Annotated in this window: 21 protein-coding genes; 16 read left to right on the top strand and 5 right to left on the bottom strand. The window is 65.9% G+C overall.

The features are described 5' to 3' along the window. Positions 1–211 precede the first annotated feature (211 nt). The 10 genes from ACSHZY_RS05585 (at position 212) to ACSHZY_RS05630 (ending at position 10,371) form a co-directional block, all read left to right on the top strand. Positions 212–1,810, top strand: coding sequence for an ABC transporter substrate-binding protein (locus ACSHZY_RS05585; protein WP_435166566.1), 1,599 nt, complete (start codon positions 212–214; stop codon positions 1,808–1,810). 71 nt (positions 1,811–1,881) lie between these two features. Next, positions 1,882–2,889 (top strand): ABC transporter permease subunit, encoded by a 1,008-nt coding sequence (locus ACSHZY_RS05590; protein WP_435166569.1) that lies wholly within the window; start codon positions 1,882–1,884, stop codon positions 2,887–2,889. Between the two features lie 7 nt (positions 2,890–2,896). After that, positions 2,897–3,790, top strand: coding sequence for an ABC transporter permease subunit (locus ACSHZY_RS05595; protein WP_435166572.1), 894 nt, complete (start codon positions 2,897–2,899; stop codon positions 3,788–3,790). Position 3,791: 1 nt separating this feature from the next. After that, positions 3,792–4,640: an ABC transporter ATP-binding protein gene (locus ACSHZY_RS05600; RefSeq protein ID WP_435166575.1), complete on the top strand. Its 849-nt coding sequence runs from the start codon at positions 3,792–3,794 to the stop codon at positions 4,638–4,640. After that, on the top strand, positions 4,637–5,476 hold the full coding sequence (locus ACSHZY_RS05605) for a dipeptide ABC transporter ATP-binding protein (protein WP_435166578.1): 840 nt from the start codon (positions 4,637–4,639) through the stop codon (positions 5,474–5,476). Before ACSHZY_RS05600 ends, ACSHZY_RS05605 begins: the two co-directional genes overlap by 4 nt. 87 nt (positions 5,477–5,563) lie before the next feature. Next, positions 5,564–6,715, top strand: a complete 1,152-nt coding sequence (locus ACSHZY_RS05610) for an MFS transporter (protein WP_435166581.1) — start codon at positions 5,564–5,566, stop codon at positions 6,713–6,715. 155 nt (positions 6,716–6,870) lie between these two features. Then, complete coding sequence (gene rpsD, locus ACSHZY_RS05615) at positions 6,871–7,491, top strand: 30S ribosomal protein S4 (RefSeq protein WP_435166584.1); 621 nt, start codon at positions 6,871–6,873, stop codon at positions 7,489–7,491. A gap of 171 nt (positions 7,492–7,662) precedes the next feature. Then, on the top strand, positions 7,663–8,748 hold the full coding sequence (gene hisC, locus ACSHZY_RS05620; protein ID WP_435166586.1) for a histidinol-phosphate transaminase: 1,086 nt from the start codon (positions 7,663–7,665) through the stop codon (positions 8,746–8,748). Next, positions 8,745–9,656, top strand: coding sequence for a prephenate/arogenate dehydrogenase family protein (locus ACSHZY_RS05625; RefSeq protein ID WP_435166938.1), 912 nt, complete (start codon positions 8,745–8,747; stop codon positions 9,654–9,656). The genes hisC and ACSHZY_RS05625 overlap by 4 nt, the downstream gene beginning before the upstream one ends. Position 9,657: 1 nt before the next feature. Continuing rightward, a complete protein-coding gene (locus ACSHZY_RS05630) occupies positions 9,658–10,371 on the top strand; it encodes an extensin-like domain-containing protein (protein ID WP_435166589.1) in 714 nt (237 codons plus the stop codon). Here the strand turns inward: ACSHZY_RS05630 and ACSHZY_RS05635 are convergent. The 3 genes from ACSHZY_RS05635 to ACSHZY_RS05645 form a co-directional block, all read right to left on the bottom strand. Further along, on the bottom strand, positions 10,368–11,918 hold the full coding sequence (locus tag ACSHZY_RS05635) for a peptidoglycan -binding protein (RefSeq protein WP_435166592.1): 1,551 nt from the start codon (positions 11,916–11,918) through the stop codon (positions 10,368–10,370). The two genes, ACSHZY_RS05630 and ACSHZY_RS05635, sit on opposite strands and share 4 nt — an antisense overlap. Then, positions 11,918–13,033 (bottom strand): biopolymer transporter ExbB, encoded by a 1,116-nt coding sequence (locus ACSHZY_RS05640; RefSeq protein ID WP_435166941.1) that lies wholly within the window; start codon positions 13,031–13,033, stop codon positions 11,918–11,920. The genes ACSHZY_RS05635 and ACSHZY_RS05640 overlap by 1 nt, the downstream gene beginning before the upstream one ends. Positions 13,034–13,182: 149 nt before the next feature. Beyond that, complete coding sequence (locus ACSHZY_RS05645) at positions 13,183–13,707, bottom strand: gamma-glutamylcyclotransferase (RefSeq protein WP_435166595.1); 525 nt, start codon at positions 13,705–13,707, stop codon at positions 13,183–13,185. Between the two features lie 75 nt (positions 13,708–13,782). Here ACSHZY_RS05645 and ACSHZY_RS05650 point away from each other — a divergent pair, with 75 nt between their 5' ends. Together ACSHZY_RS05650 and ACSHZY_RS05655 are read left to right on the top strand one after the other, a co-directional pair. Continuing rightward, complete coding sequence (locus tag ACSHZY_RS05650) at positions 13,783–14,706, top strand: DUF2125 domain-containing protein (protein WP_435166597.1); 924 nt, start codon at positions 13,783–13,785, stop codon at positions 14,704–14,706. A 95-nt stretch (positions 14,707–14,801) separates the two neighbouring features. After that, the gene (locus ACSHZY_RS05655) at positions 14,802–15,206 is read left to right on the top strand and encodes a DoxX family protein (RefSeq protein WP_435166600.1); all 405 of its coding nucleotides are present in this window, start codon (positions 14,802–14,804) and stop codon (positions 15,204–15,206) included. A 45-nt stretch (positions 15,207–15,251) separates the two neighbouring features. On the opposite strand, the gene clpA is transcribed toward ACSHZY_RS05655, so the two are convergent. Further along, entirely contained in the window at positions 15,252–17,570 is a 2,319-nt protein-coding gene (gene clpA, locus ACSHZY_RS05660) for an ATP-dependent Clp protease ATP-binding subunit ClpA (protein ID WP_435166603.1), read from the bottom strand. Between the two features lie 158 nt (positions 17,571–17,728). Continuing rightward, positions 17,729–18,496, bottom strand: coding sequence for a hydroxyacylglutathione hydrolase (gene gloB / locus ACSHZY_RS05665; RefSeq protein ID WP_435166606.1), 768 nt, complete (start codon positions 18,494–18,496; stop codon positions 17,729–17,731). Between the two features lie 59 nt (positions 18,497–18,555). Here gloB and ACSHZY_RS05670 point away from each other — a divergent pair, with 59 nt between their 5' ends. From ACSHZY_RS05670 to ACSHZY_RS05685, 4 genes are all read left to right on the top strand, one after another. Beyond that, entirely contained in the window at positions 18,556–19,326 is a 771-nt protein-coding gene (locus tag ACSHZY_RS05670; protein ID WP_435166609.1) for a class I SAM-dependent methyltransferase, read from the top strand. Between the two features lie 224 nt (positions 19,327–19,550). Then, positions 19,551–20,111 carry a F0F1 ATP synthase subunit delta gene (locus ACSHZY_RS05675; RefSeq protein ID WP_435166612.1) on the top strand — a complete coding sequence of 187 codons (561 nt, stop codon included), beginning with the start codon at positions 19,551–19,553 and terminating at the stop codon, positions 20,109–20,111. Further along, positions 20,111–21,649: a F0F1 ATP synthase subunit alpha gene (gene atpA / locus ACSHZY_RS05680; RefSeq protein WP_435166614.1), complete on the top strand. Its 1,539-nt coding sequence runs from the start codon at positions 20,111–20,113 to the stop codon at positions 21,647–21,649. Before ACSHZY_RS05675 ends, atpA begins: the two co-directional genes overlap by 1 nt. Before the next feature lie 22 nt (positions 21,650–21,671). After that, on the top strand, positions 21,672–22,541 hold the full coding sequence (locus ACSHZY_RS05685; RefSeq protein ID WP_435166616.1) for a F0F1 ATP synthase subunit gamma: 870 nt from the start codon (positions 21,672–21,674) through the stop codon (positions 22,539–22,541). Positions 22,542–22,555: the final 14 nt, after the last annotated feature.

The raw sequence follows: 22,555 nt of genomic DNA on the forward strand, positions 1-22,555 counted from the left end.
CATGGCGCATAGATAGGGACGGAAAGCGTCCGCGTCCATGCGTCGCGGATGACGTGACGTTAACCCTCGGACTGTGGATTTCTTGCGTCAGACACCTTGCGAAGGGGGGCTTCGATCTATAATCGCGCTTGCACCCTGCGGATTTTGGGAAAATCATGCGGGGATTCAGAATGGCGGCGGCACGAACCGCTGCCCGCAATGGGAGTTGCACATGAAATTCGCCCATCTTGCGATGGTTTCGGCCTTCGCGATCATGGCTGCCGCCGGGGCCCAGGCCAAGACGCTGGTCTATTGCTCGGAAGGCTCGCCCGAAGGCTTCGACGCCGCGACCACCACCGCCGGCACCACGATGGACGCCAGCAGCGACGCCGTGTTCAACCGCCTGGTGGAATTCGCGCCGGGCACGACCAATGTCGAACCCGGTCTGGCCGAAAGCTGGGACGTGTCGGAAGACGGGCTGGAATACACCTTCCACCTGCGGTCTGGCATCAAGTTCCACACCACCGACTATTTCGAGCCCACGCGCGAGATGAACGCCGACGACGTCATCTTCTCGTTCCTGCGTCAGGGCGATCCGGAAAGCCCCTGGGCCGACTACATCCCCGGTACGACCTACGAATACTACAACGCGATGGAAATGCCGGCGCTGGTGAAGGAGATCCGGAAGGTCGACGACCTGACGGTGACGTTCGTCCTGAACCGCGCCGAGGCGCCGTTCCTTGCGAACATGGCGATGCCCTTCGCGTCGATCTATTCCAAGGAATACATGGACCAGCTGGAAGCGGACGGCAACATGGCCGCGCTGAACAGCCAGCCCGTCGGCACCGGCCCCTACCAGTTCGTAGCCTATCAGCCGGACGCGGTGATCCGCTACAAGGCGAACCCCGACTACTACAAGGGTGTGCAGAAGATCGACGATCTGGTCTTCGCCATCACGCCCGACCCGGCGGTGCGCCGCCAGCGTCTGGAAGCCGGCGAATGCCACGTCATGCCCTATCCCTCGCCAGCCGACATCGAGGCGATGAAGGCCAATGACGACCTGCAGGTCATGGAACAGCCGGGCCTGAACGTGGCCTATCTGGCCTACAACACCACGATCGCGCCCTTCGACAAGCCCGAGGTGCGCGAAGCGCTGAACATGGCCATGAACAAGCAGGCCATCGTGGACGCGGTGTTCCAGGGCACGGGCGTCGTGGCCAAGAACCCGATCCCGCCGACCATGTGGTCCTACAACGACGCCGTGGAAGACAACGCCTACGATCCCGAAGCGGCCAAGAAGATGCTGACGGATGCGGGCGTGGAAAACCTGGAGATGGAAGTCTGGGCGATGCCGGTGCAGCGCCCCTACATGCCCAACGCCCGCCGCGTGGCCGAGCTGATCCAGTCGGACTTCGCCAAGGTCGGCGTGAACGTGTCGATCGTGTCCTACGAATGGGGCGAATACCTGAAACGGTCCACCGACCCGACCCGCAAGGGCGCGGTGATCATGGGCTGGACGGGCGACAACGGCGATCCGGACAACTTCCTGGCCGTTCTTCTGGGCTGCGCCGCGACCGGCGATGGCGGTGCGAACCGCGCCCAGTGGTGCAACAAGGACTTCGATGCGCTGCTGCAGAAGGCGAAAGTCACGACCGACCAGGCCGAGCGCACGAAGCTGTATGAAGAAGCGCAGGTCATCTTCAAGGACCAGAACCCCTGGGCCACGCTGGCCCACAGCCAGGTCTTCATGCCGATGTCCAAGGACGTCACCGGCTATGTGATGAACCCGCTGGGCCGCCACAGCTTCGAAGGCGTCGACATCGCCGAGTGATCGGCCAAATTCGGCAACGGCGCGTCGCAGGGGTTTTCCTTGCGGCGCGCCTCCAACTTTTCGGGACACCGATGATCAGATTTCTTCTTGGCAAGCTTGCCTATCTGATCCCGACCTTTATCGGGATCACGGTCGTGGCGTTCGGCTTCGTTCGGCTTCTGCCGGGCGATCCGGTGCTGCTGATGGCGGGCGAACGCGGCATCTCGCCCGAACGTCACGCCGAGCTTTCGGCCCAGCTGGGCTTCGACCGCCCGATCGTGGTCCAGTATCTTGATTTCGTCATGGGGCTGTTCCAGGGTGATTTCGGCACCTCGCTGGCCACCCGCCGTCCGGTTCTGGGCGAATTCCTGACCCTGTTCCCGGCCACGATGGAACTGGCGATCTGCGCCATCATCCTGGCCACGCTGATCGGCATCCCGCTGGGCGTGTTCGCCGCGATCAAGCGGGGCAGCGCGTTCGACCAGATCTCCATGGGGGCGGCGCTTGTGGGCTATTCCATGCCGATCTTCTGGTGGGGTCTTTTGCTGATCATCCTGTTCTCGGGCATCCTGGGATGGACGCCGGTGTCGGGACGGATCGACTTCCTGTACTTCTTCCGCAACGGCACCGGCTTCATGCTGATCGATTCGCTGATGTCGGGGCAGAAGGGGGCCTTCGCGTCGGCGCTGTCACACCTGATCCTGCCCTCGATCGTGCTGGCCACGATCCCGATGGCCGTGATCGCGCGCCAGTCGCGGTCGGCCATGCTGGAGGTCCTGTCCGAGGATTACGTCCGCACCGCCCGCGCCAAGGGCATGTCGGCCTGGCGGGTCGTGGGCATTCACGCCCTGCGCAACGCCATGATCCCCGTGATCACCACCATCGGGTTGCAGATCGGCGTGATGATGGCCGGCGCCATCCTGACGGAAACGATCTTTTCCTGGCCGGGCGTCGGCAAGTGGATGATCGACAGCATCTCGCGCCGCGATTACCCGTCGGTGCAGGGCGGCCTGCTGCTGATCGCGGGCATCGTGATGATCGTGAACCTGATCGTCGACCTGCTGTACGGCATCATCAATCCGCGCATCCGCCATTCGTGAGGGACACATGACCGCAACCGTCAAAACCGGGTCCGAACGCGCGCGCGTGCTGCGGGAGTTCTGGTTCTACTTCTCGGAAAACCGTGGCGCCGTGATCGGCCTTGCCGTGTTCCTTGCCCTGATCCTTGTCGCGATCTTCGCGCCGCTTCTGGCGCCGCACGATCCGATCCAGCAATACCGCGACTTCCTTCTTGCCCCGCCCTCGTGGCAGGAAGGCGGCGCCTCCCAATTCCTGCTGGGCACCGACGCCGTGGGCCGGGACGTGCTGTCGCGCCTGATCTTCGGCGCGCGCCAGTCGCTGATCATCGGCTGCGTGGTCGTGTTCATCGCGCTGGTGGGCGGCATCGTCCTGGGCCTTGTCTCCGGCTTCTTCGGCGGCTGGGTGGACACGGTGATCATGCGCGTGATGGATGTGATCCTGGCCTTCCCGTCGCTGCTGCTGGCGCTGGTGATGGTCGCGATCCTGGGGCCGGGCCTGATGAACGCGATGATCGCCATCGCCATCGTTCTGCAACCGCATTTCGCGCGTCTGACCCGCGCCGCTGTTATGGCGGAAAAGAACAAGGAATACGTCATGGCCGCGCGCGTGGCCGGGGCGGGGCGCTTCCGCCTGATGGTCCGCACGATCCTTCCGAACTGCATGGGGCCCTTGATTGTGCAGGGCACGTTGTCCTTTTCCAACGCCGTTCTGGACGCCGCCGCCTTGGGCTTTCTGGGCATGGGCGCGCAGCCGCCGATCCCGGAATGGGGCACCATGCTGGCCGAAGCGCGCGAGTTCATCCTGAGCGCGTGGTGGGTCGTGACCTTCCCGGGCCTCGCCATCCTGATCACGGTCCTTGCGATCAACCTCGTGGGCGACGGCCTGCGCGACGCGCTTGACCCGAAACTGAAGCGGAGCTGACATGGCACTTCTGGAGATCCGCAACCTCAACGTCCATTTCGCCACCTCCACCGGCACGTTCCACGCCGTGAAGGGGCTGAACCTGACCGTGCACGAACGCGAGGTTCTGGCGATCGTGGGCGAATCCGGCTCGGGCAAGTCGGTGTCGATGCTGGCGGCGATGGGCCTTCTGCCCAAAAGCGCCACCGTCACGGCCGACGCGATGACCTTCAACGGCCGCGACCTGCTGGCCATGTCCGACAAGGACCGGCGGGCGATCATCGGGCGCGACATCTCGATGATCTTCCAGGAGCCGATCGCCTCGCTGAACCCCTGCTTCACGGTGGGCTACCAGATCGAGGAGGTGCTGCGCGCCCATCTGGGCCTGGGCCGCGCCCAGCGCCGCCAGCGCGCGATCGAGCTGTTCACGGCCGTGGGCATTCCCGATCCGGAAAAGCGTCTCGGCTCCTATCCGCACCAGATGTCGGGCGGGCAGTGCCAGCGCGTGATGATCGCCATCGCCATCGCCTGCCAGCCGAAGCTCTTGATCGCGGACGAACCGACGACGGCGCTGGACGTGACGATCCAGAAGCAGATTCTCGATCTGCTGATGAAGCTGCAGGAAGACACCGGCATGGGCATGATCATGATCACCCACGACATGGGCGTCGTGGCCGAAACCGCCGATCGGGTGATCGTGAAGTACAAGGGCCAGAAGATGGAGGAGGCCGACGTGCTGACCCTGTTCGAGGCCCCCTCGCACCCCTACACCAAGGCGCTTTTGTCGGCGCTGCCGGAACATGCGACGGGCGACCGTTTGTCCACCGTGTCCGACTTCCTTGATCCCGCCACGCTGGAGGCCGCACGATGACCGCCGTTCTGGAAGCCCGCAACATCACCCGCGATTATGCCACCGCCGGTGGGATGTTCCGCAAGGCGGGAACGGTGCGGGCGCTGAAGGGCATCTCGTTCAAGGTGGAACAGGGCAAGACGCTGGCCATCGTCGGGGAATCGGGCTGCGGCAAGTCCACGCTGGCCCGCATCCTGACGCTGATCGATCCGCAAAGCGGGGGCGAGTTGCTGATCGACGGCGAACAGGTGGCCAGCTGGGCCCTGACGCCCGAACTGCGCCGCAAGGTGCAGATCGTGTTCCAGAACCCTTATGGCAGCCTGAACCCGCGCCAGAAGGTCGGCGACATGCTGATGGAGCCGCTGATCCTGAACACGAAGGACAGTGCCGCCACCCGCCGCGAAAAGGCGATGGCGATGCTGACCCGCGTGGGCCTGATGCCGGAGCACTTCAACCGCTATCCCCACATGTTCTCGGGCGGGCAGCGGCAGCGTCTGGCCATCGCGCGGGCGCTGATGGTGAACCCGCGGCTTCTGGTGCTGGACGAACCCGTGTCGGCGCTGGACCTGTCGGTGCAGGCGCAGGTGCTGAACCTGCTGGCCGACCTGCAGGATGAATTCGACCTGACCTATGTCTTCATCAGCCACGACCTGTCGGTCGTGCGCTACATCGCGGATGAGGTGATGGTGATGTTCAAGGGCGAGGTGGTGGAATACGGCACCCGCGACGCCGTCTTCGACGCGCCCAGCCACGATTACACCCGCAAGCTGTTCGCGGCGACGCCCGTCACGGATGTGGAGGCGATCCGCGCGCGGGTGGCGCGTCGGCGGGCGGCGGGGATCGGAACCTCCGCCTGACGGGTGGACATGGGAACCTTCCGAGGATAGTTCAGTTCCTATCCAATTCGTGAAGGGTTTCCCATGCGCCACGCCAGCTTGCGTGCAATGACGGTTTTCGGAACGCTGGCGTCAATTGTCTTCGCCCTTGGCGCCTCCATTCCGACACCGCTTTACGCCACGTACCAGCAACAATTCGCGCTGGTTCCCTTCCAGATCACGCTGATCTTTGCCATCTACGTGGTGACGTTGCTTCTGGCGCTGCTGACAGGGGGGCGCCTGTCGAACCACCTTGGCCGGAAGCCCGTGATCGCGGGCGCTCTGATCCTGAACATCGTGGCGCTGCTGCTGTTCCTGCAGGCCGGAAGCTACGAGGGGCTGCTACTGGCCCGCGCCATGCAGGGGCTCGCCATGGGCATCGCGGTGCCAACCTGTGGGGCAGCCATCGTCGACGCCGATCCCGACCGCGGCCCCGTGCTCAATTCCATCGTGCCGTTCCTTGGCATGTCCTCGGGGGCGCTGGCCACCGGGCTGCTGGTCGCCTTCGCGCCCATGCCGACCGTTCTGCCCTTCGCCATTGTGGCCGGCCTGTCGCTGATGCTGCTGGTGGCGCTGATCCGGATGCCGGAAACCAGCCCGCCCAGCCCGGGGGCCTTCGCCTCCATGATCCCCAACCTGGGTGTTCCGGCCGCGGCACGCCCCGCCTTTGCCCGGCTGGTGCCGCCGGTTCTGACCGGCTGGGCGCTGGGGGGGCTTTACATGTCGCTGATGCCCAACATCCTGCACGAGGCGTTGCACACGAAGACCCAGCTGATTACCGGCGCGCTGGTTTGCGCGCAGATGGGGGCGGCGGCGGCGGCCGTGCTGTGGGGCCGCACGCGCCCCCCATCCCGCATGATGATGGCGGGCACCCTGTCGCAGGCGACGGGCATCCCCATGACCCTGATGGGGATCGAGACGGAGCAGGCCGCCATGATCTTCGCCGGAACGCTCGTGTCCGGGGCGGGGCAGGGGCTGTGCTTCTCCTCCATCCTGCGGCTGCTGCTGCCCTTGGCGCATGGGCATGAACGCGCGGCGATGCTGTCCACGTTCTTCGCGCTCAGCTACACCGCGTTCGCCTTGCCGGCGGTTCTGGCCGGGGTGGTCGTGCCGCATTTCGGGCTGATCCCGGTGGCGCACGGCTATGGCCTGATCGTTCTGGCCTGCCTGACGCTGGCTGCGATGGGCCTTTGGCGCGGCACGCCGGCGAAGCGCTGTTGACACCGGGACGCGCGCCTGTATAAGCGCGCGATCCGCCCCCAAGGCGGTTTTCATTGGTGTTGGTGGCCCCCGCAAGGGGATGACCTGTCGCCCCTGCGGTTTTCGGATCCGGGGGAAAGGACAACGCCCTTCACGCATATCGAAGGAGATCAGCGGTGACCAAACGCACCTCTGCCAAGTACAAACTCGACCGCCGCATGGGCGAAAACATCTGGGGCCGTCCGAAGTCCCCGGTGAACAAGCGCGAATACGGCCCCGGCCAGCACGGCCAGCGCCGCAAGAACAAGCTGTCGGACTTCGGCACGCAGCTGCGCGCGAAGCAGAAACTCAAGGGCTACTACGGCGATCTGACGGAAAAGCAATTCCGCCGCATCTACGCCGAGGCCGAGCGTCTGAAGGGTGACACCGGCGAGATGCTGGTCGGCCTTCTGGAGCGTCGCCTGGACGCCGTCGTCTACCGCGCGAAGTTCGTCCCGACCATCTGGGCCGCCCGCCAGTTCGTGAACCACGGCCACGTGACCGTGAACGGCAAGCGCGTGAACATCGCCTCCTTCCGCGTCCGCGAAGGCGACGTGGTCGAGGTCAAGCAGTCCTCGAAGCAACTGGCCATCGTGCTGGAAGCCGTGTCGCTGGCCGAGCGTGACGTTCCCGACTACATCGAGGTCGACAACTCCAAGCTGACCGCGACCTTCACGCGCACGCCGGGCCTGTCCGACGTTCCGTACCCGGTCGTCATGGAGCCGAACCTGGTCGTCGAATTCTACGCGCAGAACTGATCCTTTTCAGATCTGCTTCAGGGCCGCTGCGGGAATCCCCGCGGCGGCCTTTTTCATGGGCCGGGGTGGCCGGAAGGCCGCACTGTCCCGGCCCAAGCCCCCGTTGCCACGTTTCCTCTGGTCAGGGCTTATGGGCGTCGCTAGAACCCGAGGACCAGAGGGGACACGACCATGACCAACGCCATCCGTCCGCAGCCCGGAATCCTTGACATCGCCTTGTATGAAGGCGGAAAAAGTCATGTGTCGGGCGTGGCGAACGCGCTGAAGCTGTCCTCCAACGAAAACCCGGCCGGGCCGTCCGAGCGTGCGCGCGAGGCGTTCCTGCGCACCGTCCACACGCTCCACCGCTATCCCGGCACCGATCACGCCGCCCTGCGCCAGGCGATCGGAGAAGTGCACGGGCTGGATCCGGACCGCGTGATCTGCGGCGTCGGCTCGGACGAGATCATCACCTTCCTGTGCCAGGCCTATGCCGGGCCGGGGGACGAGGTGGTGTTCACCGAACACGGCTTCCTGATGTACCGCATCTCGGCCCTTGCCGTCGGCGCCACGCCGGTGGAAGTGCCGGAGCGGGAGCGCACCACGGATGTGGACGCGCTGCTGGCGGCCTGCACGCCGAACACGAAGCTGGTCTTCATCGCCAACCCCAACAACCCGACCGGGACGATGATCTCCTCGGCCGAGGTGTCGCGTCTGGCGGCAGGCCTGCCGCCGCAGGCGATCCTGGTGCTGGACGGGGCCTATGCCGAATACGTGCAAGGCTATGACGCCGGCCTGAACCTGATCGAGGCGCGGGCCAACGTCGTCATGACGCGGACCTTCTCCAAGATCTACGGTCTGGGCGGGCTGCGCGTGGGCTGGGGTTACGGCCCGAAAGCCATCATCGACGTGCTGAACCGCATCCGCGGCCCCTTCAACCTGTCCACCACCCAGCAGGAGGTGGCCGAGGCCGCCGTGCGCGACCAGGACTGGGTCACCCGCTGCCGTCAAGAAAACGCCCGCTGGCGCGTCTGGCTGGCCGAGGCGCTGGCCGAACTGGGCGTGCCCTCGGACACGTCCACCGCGAACTTCATCCTCGCCCGTTTCGCCGATGCCGACGAGGCGGAGGCCTGCGACAAGTTCATGCAAAGCCAGGGGCTGATCGTGCGGCGCGTGGGCAGCTACAAGCTGCCGCATTGCCTGCGCATCACCGTCGGGGACGAGGCGTCCTGCCGCCGCGTCGCCCATGCGATCGCGCAGTTCAAGGGCCTTCGCTGATGATCTACGAGCGTGTGGCGCTGCTGGGGCTGGGGCTCATCGCCTCCTCCATGGGGCATGCCATGAAGGCGGCGGGGCTGGCCGGAGAGATCACGGGCTATGCCCGCAGCGCCGCCACCCGCGACGCCGCGCGCGAGGTCGGGTTCTGCGACCACGTCTATGACACGGCGGCCGAGGCCGTGGCCGGGGCCGATCTGGTCGTGCTGGCGGTGCCGGTCGGCGCGATGGGGGAACTGGCCGCCGCCATTGCCCCCCATCTGAAGCCGGGCGCGACCGTGACGGATGTGGGTTCGGTCAAGATGGCCGTGATCGACGCAGTGGGCCCACACATCCCCAAGGGCGTGCATTTCATTCCCGGGCATCCGCTGGCGGGGACCGAACATTCGGGCCCGCGTTCGGGCTTTGCCACGCTGTTCACCAACCGCTGGTGCCTGCTGATCGACGATCACGCGGCCCCCGAACCCATGGCCCGCCTGCGCGCGCTGTGGGAAGGGATGGGCGCGAACGTGGACGTCATGGACGCCGCGCATCACGACGTGGTTCTGGCCGTGGTGTCCCACACGCCGCACCTGATCGCCTATACGATGGTGGGCGTGGCCGAACACGTGCGCCGGGTGTCGGACAGCGAGATCATCAAATATTCCGCTTCGGGCTTTCGGGACTTCACCCGGATCGCGGCCAGCGACCCCACCATGTGGCGCGACATCTTCCTGACCAACAAGGACGCGGTTCTGGACATCCTCGGCCGCTTCTCCGAAGAGCTGTTCGCCCTGCAGCGCGCCATCCGGACCGAGGATGGCGAGCATCTGCACGAATATTTCACCCGCACGCGCGCCATCCGCCGATCGATCATCGATGCGGGGCAGGACACCTCCGCCCCCGATTTCGGTCGCGCGGTGGCCAAGTAGCATGCGGCGCCTGGCACTGGTCGCCTGCCTGCTGGCGGCCGGACCCGTCTGGGCGGCGCCCGAAAGCTCCCCCCGTCCCATCGGGCGGCCGGTCGCGGCGCCCGTCACCCTTGATTATTCGCTGCGCCCCATGCCGCGGCCGACCTCCACGCCGAAGCTGGTCCTGCCCCCGGCGGTGGTTTCGCCGCCCAAACCGGCGACGGGGGCCTTGTGCGGGGTGGCGGGGCTGGTCGGCAAGCCGCTGACCCCAGTGACTTCCGACATCGACGGCTGCGGGATCGAGGAGCCGGTCCAGCTCGCTTCCGTTCAGGAGATACCGCTGTCGATGCCGTTGGTGCTGGACTGTTCCATCGCGAAGGCGATGAACCTCTGGGTACAAACCGTGCTTCAGCCCGGCTTCGACCAGCGCATCCGGCGGATCGACGTGGCGGGCGGGTATGTCTGCCGGGGACGCAACAACGTGAAGGGCGCCAAGGTCAGCGAACACGGGCGGGGCAGGGCGATCGATGTCAGCGGCCTGACCTTCACGGACGGCCACAGCATCACCGTGGCGGCGGATTGGAACAAGGGCGCCGATGGCCAGCGGATGGCCCGCAGCTATGACAAGGGCTGCGGGATCTTCGGCACCACGCTCGGCCCGGGCTCCGACGGCTATCACGAGGATCACATGCATTTCGACATGCCCTCGAACCGCCGAAGCCCTTACTGCCATTAACGCTCGGTCAGCTTCAGCTCGATCCGGCGATTCTGGGCGCGGGCGTCGGGGGTGTCCCCTTCGGCCACCGGCTGGTATTGCCCGAAGCCCGTGGCCGCCAGATGTTCGGGCGGGAAGCCAAGGCCATCCTGCAGGAAGCGCACCACGGACAGGGCGCGGGCCTGGCTCAGCTCCCAGTTGTCGCGGAACTGGCCGGTGCCGGACAAGGACAGGTTGTCGGTGAAGCCGTCGACGCGCAGGATCCAGTCCAGTTCGGCGGGGATCTGGGCCGCGATGTCGCGCAGGCTGACGGCCACATCCGCGATCTGGGTGCGCCCTTCGTCCGACAGGTCGGCCGAGCCCACGTTGAACAGCACCTCCGAGGAGAAGACGAAGCGGTCGCCCACGATGCGCACGCCTTCGCGCCCTTGAAGGATCTGGCTGAGCTGGCCGAAGAACTCGGACCGGTAGCGGGCCAGCTGCTCGGCCTCGGACGCGAGGCGCTTGCGTTCCGCCTCTTCCAGCTCCGCTCGGCGGCGCTGTTCTTCGGCGGCGCGGGCAAGGGCGACGTTCAGCTTGCCGCCCAGATCGTCGATCTGCGCCTGCTGGGCGTCGCCCGTGGCGTCCTGCACGTTCAGCGTCCGTTGCAGCGCTGAAAGCTGGGCGCGCAGTTCGGCCACCTGCGCGTTCAGTGCGGCGGTCTGCTTTTCGGCCTCCGTCGCCTTGACGCGTTCGCTGGCCAGCACCGCCTCGGCTGTGGCGAGGGCCGTGGCGCGTTCGTCGGCGGTCTGGGTGGCGCTGGCTTGGGCGGCGGCCAGAAGGGTCAGCGTTTCCTCGGCCTTGCGGCGCTGTTCTTCCAGATTCAGGCTCATCGCCGTCAGCTCGGCCTGACCTTCCTGAAGGCGGGCGCGCAGGGCTTCGGCGGCGGCGCCGTCCACGATCTGCTGCTGCTCCGCCTCGGTCAGGGCGGCTTGCGCGGCGGTGGCGGCCTGTTCTCCGGCCACGGCGCGCGATTGCAGGTCAGCGACCATCGCCTCGATCGCCTCGCGCCGCGCGGCGGCCAGACGGGCCTGTTCGGCCTGCGCGTCCACCTCGGACCGCGCGGTGGCGAGGGCGAGGTTCAGCTGCTCCTCCCGGCTCAGCGCCTCGTCGCGGGCCTTGGCAAGATCGGTGTTCTGCGCCTGAAGATCCGTGCGCGACGCGATGAGGGAGGCGACCTGATCCTCGAAGGTGGCGATGCGGGAGGTGGCGTCGTCCAGCTGCCCCGTCAGGGTGGCGGCCAGCTGCGCCTGACGTTCCGCCTCGCTTTGCGCGTCGGACAACTGGCCGGTCAGCTCCGCGCCCCGGCGCTGTTCCAGCCCCAGCCGTTCGGACAGGACCGTCATCTCATCCGTCAGCCGGTCGAGTTCGGACCCTTGGCTCGTGATGGTGTCGCGCAGCACCGATTGCACGACCAGGAAGATCGTCAGCACGAACATCAGCACCAGCAGCAGCGCGGTCATGGCGTCCACAAAGCCGGGCCAGATCTGGGATTCGCGCGGGCGTCCGCCGCGGCGGGACAGGGCCATCAGATCTCACCCTTGGCGGCCTGGCGCAGCGTGTGCGTCAGCTGGGCCAGATCGGCGCGCAGTTCGGCCGTGGTTTCCTGACGGCCGACGGCCAGCTCCTCCAGCAGGCGCAGAAGCTGGTTGTCGATGGACCGCAGGCGCGAACGGTATTCCGCGTCGGCATGGGGCGCGTCCTTGGCGGCCGACACCTCCATCGCGTCGGCCATGCGGCCCTGACCGTCGGCGATGCGCGCCAGCGCGGCCGTCTGCGCGTCGGCCAGACGGGCATGGGCCTGGTCCTGCTGTTCGCTGCGGGCCAGAAGGCGGCCGATCTGGTCGGTCAGCTGGGCCGACCGGTCGTCGCTGGCGCGGCGGCCGGCTTCGGATTCCGCGAAGATGTCCCGCAGCTCGTCCATCTGGTGGCTGATCATGTCCAGAACGCCCGTCACGCCCCCATCCTCGCCATCGGCAAAGCCCAGCCGGGTGATGGAGGACAGCCACTCCTCCAGCTCCTGATGGAAGCGGGTCTGGGAATGGGAGGCGAAGAGCGCCAGAAGCCCCACGACCAGCGACCCCGCCAGCCCCAGAAGCGAGGAGGAGAAGGCCGTGCCCATGCCGCCCAGCTGGTTTTGCAGGCCGCTCATCAGGCCCGACATCACCTCGGTCCCGGAAAGGGTGGTGCCTTCCTGCGGGGCGAGGCTGCGGATCGTGTCCACCAGCGCCGGAACCGTGGTGGCAAGGCCATAGAACGTGCCCAGAAGGCCCAGAAAGATCAGCAGGCTGGACAGGTAGTGGCTCACCTCGCGCGATTCATCCAGACGCGCGCCGACGGAATCGAGGATAGAGCGGGAGGAGGTGGCCGAGATGCGGCTGTTGGCGGAGCGCGAGCGCAGCATGTTGGCCAAGGGCAGCAGCATGCCGGGCGGTTCGGATTGCACGCCGCGCCGCTGCACGAACGCCTCGATCCAGGTGATGGACTGCATCAGGCGGATCACGCTGGCGAAACAGGTGGCGACCCCGATCACGAAGGCCAGCGTGATGAAGCCGTTCAGCCATTTCTTCGCCATGAACAGCGGCCACAGATGCGGCCAGGCCAGCGCGCTGCCCGCCACCACCAGCAGGATGACCAGCGCCATGACCACGAGCTGTCGCAGCGGCTGGGTGAATACGTTCTCGGGGCGGGTGACCGGTCCGGGACGAAGGGCGGTAAGGGGTTGTTCCACGGCGCGCCTGTTGTTGTCTTTTTCGCGGTCAGGATAGGGTGCGCGGTTGCGCCTGCCAACCGTCAAGGCGTCAGCGCGCGCACCCGTTTGGCCAGATCGTGCAATTCGGCATCAGAGATGCCCAGTTCGTCCAGATGCAGGACGGTGTTCATCAGGTAGTCGCGGTTCGGCCCCCGCTGCCCCGCGGCCCCCGCGATGATCCGCGCCTGCGTGTCCACGTCGTGCAGGCAATACTGTACGTTGGCCGGATCGATCACATAGGTCAGCGCGGTCACTGCGGGATCGGTCAGGGGCAGGCGCATCTCGGTATAGGCGTCGGACACAAGTTCGCGTTCGCGCAGGGCGGCGAGCGCCACGTCCTCCGCCCCCCGTTCCACCAGAAAGGCGACGCCGTGGCAGAAGGCGCCGTCCGCCCGGTCCAGCGCCAGCACCAGCCCCGGCGCCTCGGCCGTGCCGCGATAATGGAGGGAGGTCATGCAGAAGCTGCGCCGCCACCCGTCCAGCCGCGCCGTCATCCGCCGTTCCACCGGAAAACACGGGTCCCAGATCAGCGATCCGTAGCCGAAGACCCAAAGCCGCTCCGTCATCGTCTGGCCCTTTCGGAAGCCTGTCGTTAAGGCTTGGGCTAAACCTCCGAAGGAACAAGTGCAATGCGGGCTCTCGTGACACTCCTGATCGTGCTGGCGGCGGCGTTCAGCGGCTATTGGTTCCTTGGCGCGCACTACTTCCGGCAAGGGGTGGAAAACTGGTTCGCCGCGCAGACCGAGGCGGGGCGCAGCGCCGAGGTGCAGGGGCTGGAGATCGAGGGCTTTCCGACCGCCTTCCGCGCGACATCCGACACGATCGTGATCGCGGACCCGTCGGGCTGGGGCTGGCAGACACCGTCAGCGGCCGTGTCGATGCCCAGCTGGTGGCCCTTCCAGATTACCGCGAAGCTGCCGGAACATCAGGTGGTGGAAACCCCGCGCGGCCAACTGGACGTGACGGTGCAGGATCTGACGGGCCGGTTCGACCTTTCGCCATCGATGGCGCCCAAGGCGCTGCATGTGGAAAGCGGCATGCTTCAGGCCGCGGGCGCCGACGGGACGCTGCGGGCGGGCGGCTTCCGCTTCGACAGTGCGCGCCGGGACGGCTTCACCCATCACGTGACGGTCACGGCGGACGGGCTGGGGCTGGAAGGCGGACCGGTGAACCTGACGGGCGGCGCGCTGTCGGTGGAAGGGGACATCACCTTGGCCGAACGGGTGCAGGATGTGCCCGACGCCGTGGCCGTGCCCATCGACACCCTGTCGCTGACAAAGGCCGAAATGCGCTTTGCCGACGCGGCGGTGACGGCCACGGGCAAGCTGGTGTCCGACGGGCGCGGCTTTGCGGCCGGGGATCTGACGCTGCGGCTGGAAAACTGGCAGGAAGCGCTGGACGCCGCCGTGTCCGCGGGGCTGATCCCTGAAAACCGCATCGGCATGCTGGAAGGCGGGTTCCGCATGATGGCCGAGGGCGACACGCTGGAACTGCCGCTGACCCTGTCGGGCGGAGAGATCCGCTTCGGCCCGCTGCCGCTTGGACCCGCGCCGCGCTTCCGCTGACGCACAAGTTCTGTGCTGTGGTGCTTGTATGGGTTGAAAGGATTCCGTGGTAACCAAAGGCGTCATGCGGCGCTGCCGCCTTCAAGAGGGTGAACATGGAAAATCTGTCCCGTTACCAGCCGGCCATGCTGTCGGTTTTGCGCATCGCCGCCGGTCTGCTTATTCTCAGCTATGGCACGATGAAGATCCTGCACTTCCCGGTGGGAATGCAGCCGCCTGTCGGATCGCTGCCGTGGTTCGCCGGCTGCATCGAACTGATCGGGGGCCTGCTGCTGCTGGTGGGCTTTGCCACCCGCCCGGCGGCGTTCATCCTGTCCGGCCTGATGGCCTTCGCCTATTTCATCGGCCATGCGGGCAAGGGCTTCTTCCCGGCGCTGAACAGCGGCTCGCTGGCGATGATCCTGTGCTTCGTGTTCCTGTACATCTGCGTGGCCGGTCCAGGTCCTTTCTCGGTGGATGCAAAGACGGGTCGCGCCAAAGGCTACGTCCCGGCGGAATGAACGCCGGCCTGAAATTGAAAAGGCCCCCTTTCGGGGGCCTTTTCCTTATTCGGCGGTCAGAAGGGGCGGGCGCTGGTTGGTCAGGCGGCCTTTCGGCTCCTCGATCTCCAGCTCGATCTTGTCGTCCTTCACGACGACCTTCACGACCCCGCCCTTGGTCAGGCGGCCGAACAGAAGTTCCTCGGCCAGCGGCTTCTTGATGCTTTCCTGGATCACGCGGCCCAGCGGGCGCGCCCCCATGCGGTCATCATAGCCCTTGTCGCCCAGCCATTTCGCAGCGTCGGGGGTCAGCTCGATATGGACGTTGCGGTCCATCAGCTGGGCTTCCAGTTGCAGCACGAACTTCTCGACGACCTGCAGGATCACCTCTTTCGGCAGCGGCGCGAAGGAGATGATGGCGTCCAGACGGTTGCGGAACTCGGGCGTGAAGATCCGCTCGATCGCGGCGGTGTCCTCGCCTTCGCGCCGGTCGCGGCCAAAGCCGATCGCGGCCTTCTGCATGTCGGACGCCCCGGCGTTCGAGGTCATGATCAGGATCACGTTGCGGAAGTCCACCTGACGGCCGTTATGGTCCGTCAGTTTCCCATGGTCCATGACCTGCAGCAGGATGTTGTACACATCCGGATGCGCCTTCTCCATTTCGTCCAGCAGCAGCACGCAATGCGGGTGCTGGTCCACGCCGTCCGTCAGCATGCCGCCCTGGTCGAACCCGACATAGCCCGGAGGGGCGCCGATCAGCCGCGAAACGGCGTGCTTCTCCATGTATTCCGACATGTCGAAGCGCAGCAGTTCCACGCCCAGGGTCGAGGCCAGTTGCTTGGCCACCTCGGTCTTGCCCACGCCCGTCGGCCCTGCGAACAGGTAGTTGCCAATAGGCTTCTCCGGCTCGCGCAGGCCGGCACGGGCCAGCTTGATGGCGGAGGCGAGGGCCGTGATGGCCGTGTCCTGCCCGAAGACCACGCGCTTCAGCGTCGGCTCCAGATCGCGCAGCACCTCGGCGTCGTCCTTCGACACGCTTTTCGGGGGGATGCGGGCGATCTTGGCGACGACCGTCTCGATCTCCTTCACGCCCACCGTCTTGCGGCGCTTGGCTTCCGACAGCAGGTGCTGGGCGGCGCCCGCTTCATCGATGACATCGATGGCGGAGTCCGGCAGCTTGCGGTCGTTGATGTAGCGCGAGGCCAATTCCACCGCCGTCTTGATCGCGTCGTTGGTGTAGCGGATGTCGTGGTGATCCTCGAAATGCGGCTTCAAACCCATCAGGATCTTGATCGCATCGGGCAGCGACGGTTCGTTCACGTCAATCTTCTGGAAGCGCCGCGACAAAGCGCGGTCCTTTTCGAAGTGCTGGCGGAACTCCTTGTAGGTGGTCGATCCCATCGTCCTCAGCTTGCCACCGGCCAGCGCCGGTTTCAGCAGGTTCGATGCGTCCATCGCACCGCCCGAGGTGGCGCCGGCGCCGATGACCGTGTGGATCTCGTCGATGAAGAGCACCGCGTTCGGGTGATCCTCCATCTCCTTGACGACGGCCTTCAGCCGCTCCTCGAAGTCGCCGCGGTAACGGGTGCCGGCCAGCAGCGCGCCGAGATCCAGGCTGTAGATCGTCGCCCGCGCCAGGATGTCCGGCACCTGGTTGTTGATGATCTTCCAGGCCAGACCTTCGGCAATCGCCGTCTTGCCCACGCCCGGATCGCCCACCAGAAGCGGGTTGTTCTTGCGGCGGCGGCACAGGACCTGGATGCAACGCTCCACCTCGGCCTCGCGGCCGATCAGCGGGTCCACGTCGCCCTTGCGGGCCTTCACGTTCAGGTCCACGCAATATTTGGACAGCGCAGATTCCTTGGCCTCTCCGGCCTCGGCCTTGGGCGTCTCGTGGTGATGTTCCTCGGCGCCCGACACGCCGCGGGGTTCGCCGAAGGCCGGATCCTTCGCCACGCCATGCGCGATGAAGTTCACCGCATCATAGCGGGTCATGTCCTGTTCCTGCAGGAAGTAGGCGGCGTTCGACTCCCGCTCGGCGAAGATGGCGACCAGGACGTTGGCGCCCGTCACTTCCGTCCGCCCCGAGGATTGGACGTGGATGGCCGCGCGCTGGATCACGCGCTGGAAGGCGGCGGTCGGCACGGCTTCGGAGCCTTCGACGCTGGTGACCAGCGTGGACAGGTCGTCGTCGATGAAGTCGACCAGCGTCTTGCGCAACTCGTCCGTGTCCACCGCGCAGGCCTTCATCACACGCGACGCATCGGGTTCGTCCAGCAGGGCAAGCAGAAGATGTTCAAGGGTGGCGAGTTCATGGCGACGGGCGTTCGCAAGCGCCAGAGCGCCGTGGATTGCTTGCTCAAGGGTGTTCGAAAACGATGGCACGATGTGGTGCTCCTGTCTTGCGGGCCGGGCGGGCGCGTTCGGGCCCGCACAACCGTTGCCTCGTACACTTTAACATCGGGTCTTTGCCCAAAGCTTCAAGTGGGAATGCGAAACTGCGGCCACGCGCAGGCAATTGTGAACGGCCGCCGCGCGAGTGCCTAAAAATTATCCTTTCTTGCGCGGATCTCGGCGAAGACCTCGACCACCGGGGCGTCCGGGAGGCCGACGGCCTGCCGCAGATTCGGTCGGTCCGCGCGCAGGAAGGGGTTCGTGGCCAGTTCCTCGGCCAGGGTCGAGGGGACGGTGGGCCGACCATCGGCCCGCGCCTCCTCGGTGGTGTCGAGACGAGAGATAAGAGCTGGATTTTCCGGTTCAAGAGAGTGGGCGAAGCGCAGGTTCGACTGCGTGTATTCGTGGCCGGAGCAGATCAGCGTTTCGGGCGGAAGCACCGCCAGCTTGCGCAGGCTGGACCACATCTGGGCGGGCGTGCCTTCGAACAGGCGGCCGCAGCCCCCGGCCATCAACGTGTCGCCGGTGAAGGCGTGGCCCGTTTCCGGAAAGTGGAACGCGACGTGGCCGACGGTGTGGCCGGGCGTGTCGATCACGTGCACGGGCGTGCCCAGCACCTTGAAGATGTCGCCTTCGGCCACTTCCATGTCCAGCGGGGGCAGGCGGGCCGCGTCGGCGGCGGCCCCCACGACCTTGGCGTCCGAAAAGGCCTGAAGCTTCGCCAACCCCGCGATGTGGTCGTCGTGATGGTGTGTCAGCAGGATGTGGGTCAGCGTCCATTTCCGGGACGACAGCGCGGCCATGATCGGCCCGGATTCCGGCACGTCGACGCATACGGCCTCTCCGCGGTCGCTGTCATGCAGCAGGAAGGCGTAGTTGTCCCGAAGGCAGGGGATCGTCAGCAATTCGATGGGCATGGCTATTCCTTCCGTCTCCGCCTAGAGTTCCAGCATTCCCCTAACGCGCGCCTTACGCAATGTATCTCGACGTTCTGGATTTGCGAAATTTCTACTACCGCACCCAACTGGGCCGCGTGGCGCAAAGGGCGATCCGCGACCGGCTGGTGGAGATGTGGCCCGAGGCCAAGGGCCAGACGGTGGTGGGCTTCGGCTTTGCCGCGCCCTTGCTGCGTCCCTATCTGGATCAGGCGCGGCGGGTCATCGCCGTCATGCCCGCGCCCCAGGGCGTGATGCCCTGGCCCGCAGGGATGGCGAACGTGTCCCTCCTGGCCGAAGAGGCGTCTTGGCCGCTGGAAACCGGGATGGTCGACAAGCTGGTGGTCCTTCACGGGCTGGAACCGTCCGAGGAGCAGCCGGACCTTCTGGACGAATGCTGGCGCGTGCTGGGGCCGGGGGGGCGAGCGATCTTCGTGGTGCCGAATCGTTCCGGCTTCTGGGCGCGGACCGAAGGCACGCCCTTCGGCTTTGGCCGTCCCTATTCTGCCAACCAGCTGGAATCGCAGCTGCGCCGCCATTCCTTCGTGCCGGAACGTGCGGTGTCGGCCCTGTTCGCGCCCCCTTCGCACCGCCGGTTCTGGCTGCGCACGGCCGGAATGTGGGAGCGGGCGGGCCGCCGGTTCGCGCCCTGGCTTGCCGGAGGGGTGGTGATGGTGGAGGTGTCCAAGCAGGTCTACGCCCCCCGCAAGCCCGGGCTAAAGGCGGCCGTGACGCGCCCCCTGAAGGCGCTGGAAGGCGTCAGCGCCCCGAAGCCGCTTCCCGCACCGCACCTGGTTCGTGTCAAGAATTAATATTTCGTTAACGCGAGTCAAAGCCTGCGACATGTTGCCACGTGCGACACTCCGAGTGTAAGGATGCGTCATGAAATACAGGTTCGGCGGCGGCTTCACAGTTGCGGCACCCTTATTGCTCTGCTATTCCGACGCCGACCTGTGACGCATGCCCGACATGCGCACACCATTGCCTTGCGGAGGGGTTTTGGCCGCCGCAGGGGCAGAACATCGAAAGGGTTGAAGTGTCTGAACCGGCCTCGATTTCCACTGGTATCGCGACACGTTACGCGACCGCAGTCTTCGAACTGGCGAAGGACGCCAACTCGATCCCCGCTCTGGAATCCGATCTGGACACGCTCGACTCCGCGCTGGACGACAGTGCCGATCTGCGTGACCTGATCTCCTCCCCCGTCTACACGCGCGCCGAACAGCAGTCCGGCATCCGCGCGGTGGGGCAGGCGATGGGGCTGTCGGGCCTGACGGTGAACAGCCTGGCCGTGATGGCGTCCAAGCGCCGCCTGTTCGTGCTGCCGCGCATGATCGTGGCCCTGCGCACCATGATTTCCGAAGATCGTGGCGAAGTTCTGGCGGAAGTGACCTCGGCCCAGCCGCTGTCGCCCGACCAGGCCGCCAAACTGTCCGAAACCTTGAAGGCCAAGGCCGGCAAGGACGTGAAACTGAAAACCGCCGTTGACGAGTCGCTGATTGGCGGCCTTGTCGTGAAGCTTGGTTCGACCATGATCGACACCTCGATCCGCTCGAAGCTTTCGGCTCTCCAGAATGCTATGAAAGAGGTTGGATAATGGCAATCCAGGCTGCTGAGATCTCTGCGATCCTTAAAGAGCAGATCAAGAACTTCGGTCAGGATGCCGAAGTGGCCGAAATCGGCCGCGTCTTGTCGGTTGGCGACGGGATTGCCCGCGTGCACGGTCTGGACAAGATCCAGGCCGGTGAGATGGTCGAATTCCCCGGTGGCGTGCGTGGCATGGCGCTGAACCTCGAAACCGACAACGTCGGCATCGTGATCTTCGGCAATGACAGCGGCATCAAGGAAGGCGACACCGTCAAGCGCACGAACGCCATCGTGGACGTTCCGGTGGGCGACGCCCTGCTGGGCCGCGTGGTCGACGCGCTGGGCAACCCGATCGACGGCAAGGGCCCGATCCTGACGACCGAACGCCGCGTGGCCGACGTCAAGGCGCCGGGCATCATCCCGCGCAAGGGCGTGCATGAGCCGATGGCGACGGGCATCAAGTCCGTTGACGCCATGATCCCCGTAGGTCGCGGCCAGCGCGAGCTGATCATCGGCGACCGTCAGACCGGCAAAAGCGCCATCGCGCTGGACACCATCCTGAACCAGAAGTCCTACAACGAAGCGGCCGGCACAGACGAGGGCAAGAAGCTCTACTGCGTGTATGTCGCGATCGGGCAGAAGCGTTCGACCGTTGCGCAACTGGTGAAGAAGCTGGAAGAAACCGGCGCCATGGCCTATTCGATGGTCATCGCCGCGACCGCTTCGGACCCCGCGCCGATGCAGTACCTGGCCCCCTATGCCGCAACGGCGATGGCGGAGTTCTTCCGCGACAACGGCCGCCACGCGCTGATCGTGTACGATGACCTGTCGAAACAGGCCGTCGCCTACCGTCAGATGTCGCTGCTGCTGCGCCGTCCGCCGGGCCGCGAAGCCTATCCGGGCGACGTGTTCTACCTCCACTCCCGCCTGCTGGAGCGTTCGGCCAAGCTGAACGCCGACTTCGGCTCGGGCTCGCTGACGGCTTTGCCGATCATCGAAACCCAGGGGGGCGACGTGTCGGCCTTCATCCCGACGAACGTGATCTCCATCACCGACGGCCAGATCTTCCTGGAAACCGAACTGTTCTACCAGGGCATCCGCCCGGCCGTGAACACGGGTCTGTCGGTGTCGCGCGTGGGCTCCTCGGCCCAGACGGACGCGATGAAGTCGGTTGCAGGCTCGATGAAGCTGGAACTGGCGCAGTACCGCGAGATGGCGGCCTTCGCCCAGTTCGGTTCGGATCTGGACGCCTCCACCCAGCAGCTGCTGAACCGCGGTGCCCGCCTGACTGAGCTGATGAAGCAGCCGCAGTATTCGCCGCTGACCAACGCGGAAATCGTGTGCGTCATCTTCGCCGGCATCAAGGGCTACATCGACAAGGTGGCCGTCAAGGACGTCACCCGCTTCGAAGCGGCGCTGCTGGCCTTCCTGCGGAACGACAAGCGCGATCTGCTGGACGACATCACCAACAACGACCGCAAGGTGAAGGGTGAGCTGGAAGAGAAGATCCGCGCGGCCCTGGACGCTTTCGTCAAAGACTTCGCCTGAGGGCGGGGCAGGGAGATAGAGCATGCCCAGCCTTAAGGACCTGAAAAACAGGATCGGAAGCGTCAAGAACACGCGGAAGATCACCAAGGCGATGCAGATGGTCGCTGCCGCGAAACTGCGCCGTGCGCAGGATTCGGCGGAGGCCGCGCGCCCCTATGCCGAGCGGATGAACGCCGTGATGGCGGGCCTCGCCGGGTCGGTGCAGGGCACGGATGGCGCGCCGCGCCTTCTGGCCGGCACGGGCCGCAACGCGGTGCATCTGCTGGTCGTGATGACGGCCGAACGCGGTCTCTGCGGCGGCTTCAACTCCTCGATCGTGCGCAAGGCGCGGCAGCATCTGACGACGCTGCTGGCCGAGGGCCGGACGGTGAAGATCCTGACCGTCGGCAAGAAGGGCCGCGAACAGCTGCGCCGCGACTTCGGCCACCTGTTCATCGGCCATGTCGACATGTCGGACGCCAAGAAGCTTGGCTACACCCACGCGCAAGGCATCGCGCGCGAGGTGCTGAGCCGCTTCGACGCCGAGGAGTTCGACGTCGCGACGCTGTTCTATGCGCGCTTCGTGTCGGTCATCAGCCAAGTGCCGACGGCACAGCAGGTGATCCCGGCCGTGTTCGAGGCTTCGGGCGAAGAGCGGACGGATTACGACTACGAGCCGTCGGAAGCCGAGATCCTGACGGATCTGCTGCCACGTGGCGTAGCGACGCAGATCTTCACGGCGCTGTTGGAAAATGCCGCGTCCGAACAGGGCGCGCGGATGAGCGCGATGGACAACGCGACCCGCAACGCGGGCGACATGATCTCGGACCTGACGATCGAGTACAACCGGACCCGTCAGGCCGCGATCACCAAAGAGCTTATCGAAATCATCTCGGGCGCCGAGGCGCTCTGATCCCGAACGGAGAA

The organism is Falsirhodobacter sp. 1013, from assembly GCF_051195255.1.
GTDB lineage: Bacteria > Pseudomonadota > Alphaproteobacteria > Rhodobacterales > Rhodobacteraceae > Falsirhodobacter.

Bases quoted from the DNA above. Each gene is read 5' to 3' on its own strand.
- ACSHZY_RS05595 (WP_435166572.1), top strand. From the start codon at position 2,897: ATGACCGCAACCGTCAAAACCGGGTCCGAACGCGCGCGCGTGCTGCGG.
- ACSHZY_RS05585 (WP_435166566.1), top strand. From the start codon at position 212: ATGAAATTCGCCCATCTTGCGATGGTTTCGGCCTTCGCGATCATGGCT.
- ACSHZY_RS05605 (WP_435166578.1), top strand. From the start codon at position 4,637: ATGACCGCCGTTCTGGAAGCCCGCAACATCACCCGCGATTATGCCACC.
- gloB (WP_435166606.1), bottom strand. From the start codon at position 18,496: ATGCCCATCGAATTGCTGACGATCCCCTGCCTTCGGGACAACTACGCC.
- ACSHZY_RS05590 (WP_435166569.1), top strand. From the start codon at position 1,882: ATGATCAGATTTCTTCTTGGCAAGCTTGCCTATCTGATCCCGACCTTT.
- ACSHZY_RS05610 (WP_435166581.1), top strand. From the start codon at position 5,564: ATGACGGTTTTCGGAACGCTGGCGTCAATTGTCTTCGCCCTTGGCGCC.
- ACSHZY_RS05645 (WP_435166595.1), bottom strand. From the start codon at position 13,707: ATGACGGAGCGGCTTTGGGTCTTCGGCTACGGATCGCTGATCTGGGAC.
- ACSHZY_RS05640 (WP_435166941.1), bottom strand. From the start codon at position 13,033: ATGGCGCTGGTCATCCTGCTGGTGGTGGCGGGCAGCGCGCTGGCCTGG.
- ACSHZY_RS05685 (WP_435166616.1), top strand. From the start codon at position 21,672: ATGCCCAGCCTTAAGGACCTGAAAAACAGGATCGGAAGCGTCAAGAAC.
- hisC (WP_435166586.1), top strand. From the start codon at position 7,663: ATGACCAACGCCATCCGTCCGCAGCCCGGAATCCTTGACATCGCCTTG.
- ACSHZY_RS05655 (WP_435166600.1), top strand. From the start codon at position 14,802: ATGGAAAATCTGTCCCGTTACCAGCCGGCCATGCTGTCGGTTTTGCGC.
- atpA (WP_435166614.1), top strand. From the start codon at position 20,111: ATGGCAATCCAGGCTGCTGAGATCTCTGCGATCCTTAAAGAGCAGATC.
- ACSHZY_RS05670 (WP_435166609.1), top strand. From the start codon at position 18,556: ATGTATCTCGACGTTCTGGATTTGCGAAATTTCTACTACCGCACCCAA.
- ACSHZY_RS05600 (WP_435166575.1), top strand. From the start codon at position 3,792: ATGGCACTTCTGGAGATCCGCAACCTCAACGTCCATTTCGCCACCTCC.
- ACSHZY_RS05630 (WP_435166589.1), top strand. From the start codon at position 9,658: ATGCGGCGCCTGGCACTGGTCGCCTGCCTGCTGGCGGCCGGACCCGTC.
- ACSHZY_RS05635 (WP_435166592.1), bottom strand. From the start codon at position 11,918: ATGGCCCTGTCCCGCCGCGGCGGACGCCCGCGCGAATCCCAGATCTGG.